An 11,103-nucleotide genomic window follows, 5' to 3' on the forward strand; every position below is an offset into this window, starting at 1 on the left:
CCCCTTCAGGGGCGTTGTCTGTATCATGCCCTTCTAGGGCTTTCCCAAGCCCCCGGCTTTGCCGGGGGTCCTGACTTATGTTATGGGTACAGTTACAGCCTTAATTTTATGATTTCGTTTCTTTATCAGACATCGCCTTGAATTGCCTGCTGGCCGCTTTTACAAGGGAAGGCGCGTCGCTGCCGTCTTCAGGATATGTAACCGTGCAATAACGCGGTATAATAAAAATTTTATGGCCGTCCAATCTTCTTTTCCAATGCAGCTGTAAAATGAAGTCTTCAATCATACAATCCGGTTTTCGACCGTCGTCCGTAAAAATCGCGAGCAGGAAGCTATCATCGTTGAGCCTGGTTACGACTGTATCCTCCGGGAAACAGTCCAGCACGCTTTGCCGGAACCGCATTAGATACGTTACGAGTTCATCGCGCTCCATATTTTTTGTAAACCTGCGGAAATTCCCCAACTGCAGCTCCAAAATGCACAGCCGGGCATCTGATTCTTTCAATAAGCGCTTATTCACAAAGAAGAAAAAGCCTTCCATTGTAGCGAACCCGCTGTCTGTGTTTGTATATTTTGCAACTTGCAGTCTCCTCTGCAGATGGAGCATGCGGTACAGCAATATTCCAGCCAGGAGCAGGACAAGGCCAAGTATGAGGAAGGAAGCGTCGATGAGAGCATGTTCGGCCTGTGTGATCCAGCCGCCTTTGGGCATGATACTGATATTCCACGTGGCGGGCAGGCTGAATTCATGCTTTACAGCGTCCGAATAGTCAATGGTGGGGTTGGAAGTCGAGATGACGGTCTTGGTCTGCCCAAGAAAGTCCAGCCGCCAGAGCTCATAGTCGTAATTTCCGTCCTCCAGCTCTTTCAGCCCCAGCGTGGAGAGCACATAGCCGCTGTCCATTGCGACAACGATCTCGCCCACATAGTCCGTGCCGAGATAGATAGGCTGCAGGAAAAGGAAGACGTCCATCTCCTCACCAAACAGGCTGGCAGGCCCTTCCACAACGGGTATTTTTGCAAATTTTGCCAGTGTGACGCTGTAGGCAAAATCCGCCATATCTTTTCCAATCCAGACGCCAAAGCGGTCCGCCGGATAGATGTAATCCAACGTGTCCTCCTTAAAATAGGCGACATAGGCAACGTGTTTGTTTTCTTCCGTGAGTTTTCGCACGCTTTTCTGAAAGAGCTCCAGGTTATCGGTATCATACAGATCGATCGTATAGGACAGCTTTGCCGCGTCGTTTAAATTTCCAAAGGTTTCGGCAAGGCCCTTGCGAAAGCCGACCTCCACCGTCTGGGCCGCCGTTACGCGCTCCGCAAGAAGCGCGTTTTTTGCTGCGCTGTCCAGCGCCAGCATCGCTCCCGCTAACATCAAAACAAGAACGCCAAATATCAGGACCTGCCTTTTTCTAAATTTCATCATGCTCACCGTACATAAAGATGGAATAATTGGCCTTTCCGTGACACTTCACATCGTAAAGCGCTTTATCTGCATTCGCGATCAGCATACCCAATGTAAGCTCCTGATGCCATATGCTGGCGCCGATGCTGCAATGGGTCGCGATTTCCTTATCCTCGCAGCGCACGTTAAACTTCAGCCTGCCGACAAGCTCTTTCAAAACGGCGTCCAGTTCTTCACGGCTGTCAATATCCCGCAGGATCAGAATGAATTCATCGCCGCCATACCGCCCCACAAGTCCGTCATATTTCGCGCCATATTCCCGCAGGAGGGCGCCGATCCTTTGCAGGGCCATATCGCCGGCCAAGTGGCCGTTATGATCGTTCAGCGTTTTCAAATCGTCCAGGTCGATAAAGCAAAGGGCAAAGAGCTGCCCGTCCCGATTCGCCTGCTTCTCCCGCAGCATCGCTTCCGCCCGGTCCAGGAAGATGACCCGGGTGAAGGCCCCTGTCAGGTCGTCGTTCAGGCCTTTGCTGGACAGCTGGATGATGTTTTCATAATCGAATAGTTCTGTAGAGTCGTTGCCCTGGCAGACCTTCTTTTGGATTTCCTGTACGGATTTGACCATTGTTTCAATGCTTTTCGCCTGAAGCCTGGCGTGGTGGTTTACAAAATAATACACTCCCGACAGGAGCAGGAGCATCCCCAGCAGGACAAAGCCCGCGGAGGGCAGTATGGAAAAGAACTCCGGCCAGAAGCTGACGGTCACCACTATGTCCCAATTGGCGTTTTCGACCGGTCCGTATTCGGTGTACATCAAATCGGCGCCGCTGCGGCTTTGGAAGGAACCGGCCTGCCGGTTCAGCATCTGCTCCTCAATCTGGTCGGCGGTCACATGGGACAGATTGTAGCCGCTCAGGATGTTGAGGATAGAGGCGCCGTAAGGCGTGTCGTTCGTAGAGCACATGACCTGTCCCTTGGAGCCGATCAGAACCGCGTCCGCCGTTGTGGTGGAGGTGATCTCCTGTAAGAGGGCGGAGGTGTCGTCCAAAACGACGGTGGCAAACAGGCTGCCGGTCATGACGCCATCCTGCAGCAGCGGGACGATGACGGTATAGTTCAGCGTCTTGCCATCGGCTCCAGCCACGAAGCTGTCCGTCACATAGGGCTGCTTGGAGGCGTATACCTTCTGCATATGGTCCCGGCTTGCCAGGCTGGCGGGTTCTTCACCCAGGGTATACACAACAATATCCTCATCCACATAGCAGATGAACATATATCCATAATATTCGTTGATTTGATCCAGCTTCGCAACCTTTTCTTCCCAGGCAATGCCGGGGTCGTAAAAAATCGGAAGCGACGCCAGAGATTTCAGCAGCTTAAGCGATTCGTTGACCTTCTCCGACGTCTGAGCGGAGGCGCTCTGCTGGATCGTCCGGGCCGTCTGTTTCATAGTTTTATAAGTAAGAAACGCGTTTTGAAGCAAAAAAATCATCATGCCTAAGATCAGGCAGACAATAAAAGCCCTGTGAACATTGGAGAAAGCCAATGCTTCAGCACTTTTTGCAACTCGCTTTTGTTTTTTGGTTTTCATCACTTTTCACCCACACATATCCTTCTCTTTCAAATACTTACATAACATCCCGCTTTTTGTTTTTTTTAGGATCGTTCTCACCTGTCGCGATGGCCCGATTCGATTCCAGACGGTTCCCCATTTATCCCGTCAACTGCATAATGCGTGCTGCGAGGTCCGGATCAAATACCGGCCGGTACAGCTTCACAGGCGGTTCACCCCAAATCCCCGCCTGCTCAAAGCGATTACACAGTTTTTTCTTTTGATTAACAATGGTTAAATACAAAACCATCTTGGTCTCTTACCCATATTATTGTACAGCAGGATACCCAACTTTGCAACAGTCTTCAGAAATAATAACCGATATACAGGTAACTCAATCATACATTTTATTTACAATGATTGATTTGTTGAGAAAGCGGTGGTATAGTAAGGATGCATTATACTGATTAGGTACCAAATACGCTTGCCTGAATAAAATAGTCAGCCAAAGGGCCATATTCTTTCATCTGCTGGGGATCTCCGGCAGACGGTTGCAAATGTTTTCAAAAAGAGATTTTTGCACGTCTTCAAGCGCGGCGCTGTCATCGCAGCAGGCGAAAACGGTGAAGCTGTCACGCATCTGCTGAAAAATCCGTCGATATCGGGGACCGCAGCCCGATGACAATGCGGCTTTTTATCTGCACGCCGTGATAGCGGGGCATGGCGACGAAACAGCACCCCAGACCACCCTTACGCGGAAGGGTGTTTTACAAGCTGGGATTCTGCGTGGTTTGGCAAAGAATTTACTGAGATAGGGAGGAAACGGCGATGAAGAAGCGCGACAAGATTTTGATTGTTGATGATTCTGAGATCAACCGTTCACTGTTGGTAAATATGCTCTCCGGAGAATATGACCTTATGGAAGCCGGAGACGGGGTGGAGGCCATCAGCAAACTTGACCGCTATCATTCTGAGCTCTCTCTGGTATTGCTGGATATTGTCATGCCGAATATGGATGGGTTTGAAGTGCTGGCAAGGATGAATCGTTCCAGATATATCGAGACGATCCCTGTTATTATGATTTCCGCGGAAACGTCTTCTTCCTATATGGAGCAAGCCTATTGTCTGGGGGCGGCAGAGTATATCAGCCGCCCATTTGAGGATAGCACGGTAAAACGCCGTATAAAAAACATCATCACACTTTATGCCAGGCAGAAGCGCCTGGAGCAAGTTGTAACGGAACAACTCTGGGAGAAGGAAAAAGCCAATTTGGTTATGGTGGAAATCCTCAGCCAGATTGTTGAATTTCGCAATGGAGAAAGCGGCCTCCATGTATTACATATCCGTGTCATTACAGAGGCCCTGCTGAAGCGGCTTTCACATATGACAGACCAGTACGCTTTGACGCCGGATCAGATTGCGCTGATCTCCAACGCCTCCGCCCTGCACGACATTGGTAAAATATCTATTCCAGACGAAATCCTGAATAAACCCGGCAGGCTGACGCAGGAGGAGTTTGAATTCATAAAGGGCCACAGCGCTATCGGCGCGCAAATGCTGGAGAACATCCAGTGCTACAAAGATGAACGGCTGATACGGGTCGCTCACGATATTTGCCGTTGGCATCATGAGAGATATGACGGCAAAGGATACCCGGATGGCTTGAAGGGGGAAGAGATCCCCATTTCGACACAAGTGGTGGCCGTGGCGGACGTCTACGATGCATTAACCAGCAGGCGGGCCTACAAGGAGGCATACTCACACGAAACGGCCCTTCGCATGATTCTGGATGGTGAGTGCGGAACCTTTAACCCCTTGCTTTTGGATTGCCTGGAAAAATCTGCTTCTTATCTGAAAGAGCAGGTGAAAATGCATTCCGTTTCCGGGGTTTCTAAGGCAGCGGTACTCAACAATACCCGCGGTCTTCTTCAGAACAGCACGTCAAACCGGACAGTATCCCTGCTGGAACAGGAGCGGACAAAGTATCAATTTTTCGCTTCCATGTCTAAGGAAATCCAGTTTGAATACTCCTGTCCCTCCCAGCTTCTTACACTGTCGGAGTGGGGCGCGGAGTACTTCGGTATCAACGCGATCATCAGCGATCCGTGGGAGGACAGCGCGGTTTTAAAAATTATATCAAAAAACGACCTGCAGGACCTGCACCGGCGCTTGCTGGCGGCGACAAGAGACGACCCCATCGTTTCCCACGTCTATTGTTTGCATGTCAAAGGCGAACAGAGATGGTGCAAGCTGGCAGCCCGGCCTCTGTGGGAAGAGGACAGTTCCGAATGGACCAGAATAATTGGAAAATTTACCGACGTTTATGAAGAACAGATCGAGTTAAACAAGCTCGAAAAAATGGCGCAAGTTGACGCATTGACTGGATTATTTAACTGCGATTATGCGCGTAGTCTGATAGAAACCGCGCTGTCCAGAATAAAGAAAATTGACGGGAGATTTGCCCTCCTTCTTTTTGATTTGGACCTCTTCAAAAATGCCAACGATCAATATGGTCGTCTGTTTGGAGACAAAGTGCTGGGGGATGTTGGGAAGCGGGTACGCAACAGCGTTCGCATGGAGGACATCTCCGCACGAATCGGTGGGGACGAGTTCCTGATTTTTATGGAATATAACCATGACGATATTTATTCCATCGTGGACCGGGTGCATAAAGCTCTCTCCGGGCAGTATCACTCCTTTGAAATAGGAGTCAGTATGGGGGTCGCTTTGGCCCCCGAACACGGCGCAGCGTTTGAAGAACTGTTTCTCCACGCGGATCAGGCCCTACATGCTGCGAAGCAGAACGGCCGGAGGCACTACCGCTTTTATGATGGTTCTATGCAAGACGTCCTACCGCTGCTGACTCCCATGGATGACGGTGTAAAAAACAGGATCTGCTGATGGAAGCCCCCCCTGCAGAACGAATTCAGGGGAAGAGGCCGTGCCATCTGACCAGAGACAGGTTGAGAAGAGCATATGGAGGTGCTTATGAAACGGAGAAAGAAGGAAAAGGGTGGGAAATGGGAAATATCCTTTTCTTCAATCATGCGGTATAACGCGGTGTTTTGCGTACTGGTTTTACTGTTCGTCATGCTGGGAGGAACAATACATTCCATCAGAAGGATGGAGTCAAATGCAGAAGTTGCACTGTCCGGAAGCCAGTCACAAATATCGCAGAGGGTCATTGGCGCCGTTAACCTGCTGGAGGCCCTGGCGGGCTCTCCGGAGTTCTACGACCCTGCGGTTCCTCCCATTGACAAGGTGCGGAAGCTGGATCAGCTGAGTCCCCATCTCGGATATATGCTGATGTGCTTTGTGGATGCGGACGTCATCGTCTATTCGGATGGAGAGGAGCCCGCCAGCCTCGCCAGCCGGGATTATATGCAGCAGCTGTTTTCCACAGGGCAAACGCAGGTGACGGACAGCTTTGCGGCCGGTGCGGACGGGATGACCCTCAATTACACTGTGGCGGTGCCGCTTTTTGACGAGCAGGGTACCATCACAGGCTGCCTGTTCTGCGCCATTTACTTCGACGAGGTTGTTCGTATTCTGGAGGCCTCCGCCGGCGCCCTAGACGCCGATGCGACGCTGATTGGCTCCAGGGGACAGGTCATGTCCTCCTCCGCCAGCTTAACCTACGGTGACTCCGTGATGGACGCGCTGCGGGACGATACACTTTTCGGCACCACGGCGGACCAGCTGGAGGAGGCGCTTCTTGCTGCGCAGACTGGTTCCTATTGGAGCATCCGGGACGGAAGCCTCTGCTATACCGCCTATCAGCGGGTGGATCAGACCAATTGGGATATATTGTGTACGGTTCGCTTTGAGACTCTTTTTTTCCAGACACTTCCTTCCCTGTTGCTCGTGGCCTGCTTGACGGCCCTTGCATCGATTGGACTGCTGCTGTTTTTGCGGCGGTATATCGGCAAGCAGATGATGGTTGTGGACACGCTGGTGCAGTCGATAGAAGAACTGGAAAAAAGCATCTATCTGGATGGCCGGCCGGACGATGTGGACTTCAACGAGGTCCTGCGCCTGACCAGCGACGGCCTTTCCGACAGCCTGACCGGCGTGGTTACCCGATCGGTGTTTCTCAATCAGGCCGCCGCACAGCTTGCAAAAGCGGACCCGGAGACGGTCAAAGCCCTGTTTTTCGTGGATATGGATAATCTCAAATATATCAACGATACCTGTGGGCATAACGGCGGAGATATTGCCCTGAAAAGTGTGGGATATATCCTGCGGGAGTACGAGAAGAAATACGACGGTGTGGTGGGCCGCTACGGCGGGGATGAATTCCTGCTGCTGCTGACCGGCCTGGATGATGAGAAAGAGTTGAACGCCGTTTTGGAAGGACTTGTACTCCGGCTTCAGACCGATGTTCCATCCGGTGGTCAAAGCATCCCGGTGCAGTGCAGCATCGGCGTTTCCGTATACCGGCCGGGAATGGGGCTGGAGCAAATGATTTCCGCCGCGGACGAAGCGCTTTACTATGTGAAGCAGAACGGAAAAGGATACTATCATATCCATCAGAATTGAGAGGCGACATGAAAAAATACAGCAGAAAACGAATACTGCTTTCGGCCGGCGTATTATCGCTGATCCTCGCCGCAGTTATAGGCGCGGGAACGCTGCTGCGCAACGAAATGGTGAGAATCCGCCAGAGTGCGGCTGAAAACATCCTGTTTTACTATACGGAAAAGATCATGCTGCAGCTGAATGGCACAATGAATGATGCAGGCGCTCTGGCACAGACCGCCCTTGTTATGAATGGAGATGAAACAGATTGGTTCGTGCGTGCATCCGCCCCGCTGTTGGCGCGGGAAGAGATACGCTATGTCTGCCTGTTCGAAGGCGATACGCTGGTGAGCGCTCTGCCAGGGGCCGACTATGGTGAATTGGAAGGGCGGGATCTGCAGGACTTCTGTTATGCCTTTACACTCGCAAAGGTGGTCAAGGATACCATTATAGAGGGGCCGTTTACGCCGGAGTTTGACCCGGCGCAGCAGGAAGTGTTTCTGTTTCTGCAGCCTGTTGTGGATGGGGATGTGTATCTGGGCGAAGTCGTCGTAGCGCTGGATCGGGACTATGTTCTGGAGCAGCTCAGCTTCAAGGAGTTATACGCGCAGGGATATGACTATGAGCTATGGCGGGTGGAGCCGCAAAACGGCGCCAAAGAGGTAATTGTAACGACAAACCCCGTTGTGGATTTCTCCCAGGCAAAAAAATCGACCTTCTATCTGCCAAGCCAGTGGAACCTAAGCATTCAGCCCGCCGATGGTTGGTTCAGTTCCACTCAGAAAACAGGGTTGATACTGGCTTGCGCGCTGTTGACATGCCTCCTGCTGGCACTTGCCTGTCTGGCACACCGCCTTTTTCTCCGGGAACGTGAAAAGAGGCAGCAGAATGCAGTCGACACAGCCACCGGCCTCTACAATCAAAAAGGATTCACCGTTGAGCTGGACCGTTGGCTCACTGCGAACTGCGGCGCTGTTATGTTATTCTACTTCTCATTGGAGGGCTTCGATCAGGCTGCCCGCCTGATTGGCCCCACACAGGAAGCGGCTTTTTTGCGAAGCATTCCTGAGCGCTTCAATGGATTTATCCGCAAACCCTTTATCGCTGGCCGTTTGGGATCGGGGAATTTTATCCTTGCTGTCCGCGAGGCCATGAGCGAGAGACAGCAGGAGGATTTTGCAAAGGGTTTGTCCCTGGAACTTCTGCTAAGAGTGCGCATCAATGATAAAAAGGATTTTCTGATGGCGCGTTATCAATGTGTGCGCTGCCGGACCGGCAGCGGCCGGGCAGAGGAAGAGATCGCCGCCCTGCTTCATGCGTATTATGATAAAATAGCGCAGGAATCTCCCGTGCGGATGCTGACCGAGAAGTGCAACCAGCTGGTCGAGGGCAATACAGCCGTGATATTTGACGAGTATACAGATGGGGAAATGACGGATCTCTCCAAGGCCCTCAATCGTTACCGCAAGCGGGTGGAACAGCTGGTCTACCGCGATCCGGTGTTTCATGTGGGGAACCGGCCCAAATATTTTCGGGATACCGACATGCTGATTTCCTACGACGCCAAGCGGCGGTTCAACCTCTTCTGTGTCGATATCTGTGCTTTCAGCCAGTATAATGAGCTGTTCAGCACCGACGTGGGGGACGCCATTCTCCACGAAGTCCTGAACCGCCTGTCGAGGCCCCTTGGTACATACCTGTACCGCATCAATGGCGATGTTTTTCTGGGAATATCACTCTCCACAGAAAACATGGAGAGCCTTGCCGCGTGTCTGTACCAAATGCTTATCAGTCCGGTTATCGTTGGAAATGCCACCATTCCGCTGCAGGTCCGCGTTGCAGCCTGCCAATATCCGGCGCACGGCGCTGCCCCCGGCGCCCTGCTGGATCACCTCCAGTCCGCCATACGCTTTTCCAAGGAATCCGGTCAGAACATCGTCCTCTACAATGATACGCTCGATGAACTGCTGCATACGGAAGCCGACATTCTGCACCATCTGAGCGACGCCATTCAAAAGCGGACCCTGGAGGTGTGGTATCAGCCGATGGTATATCTGGAAACAGGATGTTTTTCAGCTGCGGAAGCCCTCGTCCGTCTGCCGGACGGGAAGGGCGGTTACTATTCTGCGGGACAGGTTATTTCACTGGCGGAGCGCAACGGCCTGGTGGAGCGGCTCGGCGATTATGTATTGCGTTCCGCGTGTGCCTTTATGAGGACCTATGGCGATTCACTGGGGCTGAAGCGCATCAGTGTTAATCTCTCCGTGCAGCAGCTTTTGGTGGGGAACAGCGCGGAGCATCTGCTGAGCCTGATTCGCACAGACGGTGTTGATCCCCACCGGGTCACTCTGGAAATTACCGAGAGCGTTCTGATCCAGGCCATCGATCACATGGCAGAGACGCTGAAATTGCTGCGGCAGGCCGGTATCCGTATCGCGTTGGACGACTTCGGCGTGGGGTACAGCAGTCTGAACTATCTATCCAATCTGCCGGTGGATATTATCAAGATCGACCGTTCACTGACGAAGCAAATATTGACAAATGAAAAACAGCGTGCTCTTCTCAATTCTATTGTGGAAATGGCGATCATCAATGATTTGACAGTGGTTGCCGAGGGCGTTGAGACCGAAGCGGAACAAAAGCTTATAGGATTATCGGGCGTTCACTACATCCAGGGATATTACTATGCCCGGCCTATGCCGGAGGAAAAAGTGTCCTCGTTTTTGAATGATGCCCGAAAATAGGTGTGCATGGTCCGGATCGGTGTTCATTGGATCATTGGCATGCAAGTAAATATATAACGTTTGAGAAAGGGTTGAGCCTGTGCACCGGTCCGGCCGGGATACCCTGCATCGGCTGACCTGACCGCCTCCACAATGGTCTAAGCTGCACCCGCACGAAGTACCGTTTTGAAAAAGGGGGAGAGGCCCGGAAAATGTTGCCTGTATATTCTGCTGTCCTTGCGTTTAGATTACATCAGGTATATGTAAAGCCCTCATAGGGACTTCTGCTATTGACTGTTTCAATTAGCGAAAGTCCCTATGAGGGCTTTTTTCGTGTATTCTTGTGTTTTTCTGTGTCCTTGACTTTTCTTGCTATCCTGTGCCCAAAAAAGAGGGGACGTTGCAGTTTTGTTTCTGCAACGCCCCCTTCGTATTTGATGTAATAGGGAAGGCTTCGGATGTGATTGTATGGACTTAAAATACTGCGTTTAGAATACTATGGTGCTTTGTTTTGGATCTCCGATTGAAGACGTGGACGCACAGCGCTTTTCATGCCTGCGGCGCCTCCCCTCAACTATTTGACCAATATTTTCAGCCGATGGTTACCACACAATGCTGCTGCGCCGCCTCATTCGGATCTCCGGTCGGGATACGCTTACAGCGAGGACCATTTTACGCAATGGTGATAACACAATGCTTTTGCGGCTCCTCATTGGACATAGTCGTATATACACCGGTACTCTGGCCCGGTGTGCCGACTGCCCAGACTCTGTAGTAGCAGTCGTTGCCAATCTTCGCCACAAACTGGGTCTTCAGTACATTGCCGTTGCCCACGGTGAAGTTCGGGGCCGCACTGCTTCCGTTGACAACCGTCATCTTGAAGCAGTAGGCGCTGCCTCTCTTCA

The 11,103-nt window shown here is 51.7% G+C and carries 6 protein-coding genes; 3 read left to right on the plus strand and 3 right to left on the minus strand.

All coding sequences use genetic code 11. From position 1 onward, the window contains the following. Positions 1 to 106: 106 nt before the first annotated feature. Entirely contained in the window at positions 107 to 1,378 is a 1,272-nt protein-coding gene (locus I4V53_RS13690) for a hypothetical protein (protein ID WP_195986254.1), read from the minus strand. Positions 1,379 to 1,412: 34 nt separating this feature from the next. Further along, complete coding sequence (locus I4V53_RS13695; RefSeq protein WP_195986255.1) at positions 1,413 to 2,996, minus strand: GGDEF domain-containing protein; 1,584 nt, start codon at positions 2,994 to 2,996, stop codon at positions 1,413 to 1,415. 789 nt (positions 2,997 to 3,785) lie between these two features. Here I4V53_RS13695 and I4V53_RS13700 point away from each other — a divergent pair. From I4V53_RS13700 to I4V53_RS13710, 3 genes are all read left to right on the plus strand, one after another. Next, complete coding sequence (locus I4V53_RS13700) at positions 3,786 to 5,858, plus strand: diguanylate cyclase (RefSeq protein WP_195986256.1); 2,073 nt, start codon at positions 3,786 to 3,788, stop codon at positions 5,856 to 5,858. A gap of 87 nt (positions 5,859 to 5,945) precedes the next feature. Next, positions 5,946 to 7,496 (plus strand): sensor domain-containing diguanylate cyclase, encoded by a 1,551-nt coding sequence (locus I4V53_RS13705; protein WP_195986257.1) that lies wholly within the window; start codon positions 5,946 to 5,948, stop codon positions 7,494 to 7,496. An 8-nt stretch (positions 7,497 to 7,504) separates the two neighbouring features. Continuing rightward, positions 7,505 to 10,219 (plus strand): EAL domain-containing protein, encoded by a 2,715-nt coding sequence (locus I4V53_RS13710; protein WP_195986258.1) that lies wholly within the window; start codon positions 7,505 to 7,507, stop codon positions 10,217 to 10,219. 651 nt (positions 10,220 to 10,870) lie between these two features. On the opposite strand, the gene I4V53_RS13715 is transcribed toward I4V53_RS13710, so the two are convergent. Next, positions 10,871 to 11,103, minus strand: a 233-nt coding sequence (locus tag I4V53_RS13715; RefSeq protein WP_195986259.1) for a hypothetical protein, incomplete at its 5' end; no start/stop codon positions are given.

The organism is Clostridium sp. D33t1_170424_F3 (genome assembly GCF_015667585.1).
Lineage (GTDB): Bacteria > Bacillota > Clostridia > Oscillospirales > Acutalibacteraceae > Anaeromassilibacillus.

What these genes read in the sequence shown, in the direction of transcription:
- I4V53_RS13700 (WP_195986256.1), top strand. Translation starts at nt 3,786, where the DNA reads ATGAAGAAGCGCGACAAGATTTTGATTGTTGATGATTCTGAGATCAAC.
- I4V53_RS13710 (WP_195986258.1), top strand. Translation starts at nt 7,505, where the DNA reads ATGAAAAAATACAGCAGAAAACGAATACTGCTTTCGGCCGGCGTATTA.
- I4V53_RS13695 (WP_195986255.1), bottom strand. Translation starts at nt 2,996, where the DNA reads ATGAAAACCAAAAAACAAAAGCGAGTTGCAAAAAGTGCTGAAGCATTG.
- I4V53_RS13705 (WP_195986257.1), top strand. Translation starts at nt 5,946, where the DNA reads ATGAAACGGAGAAAGAAGGAAAAGGGTGGGAAATGGGAAATATCCTTT.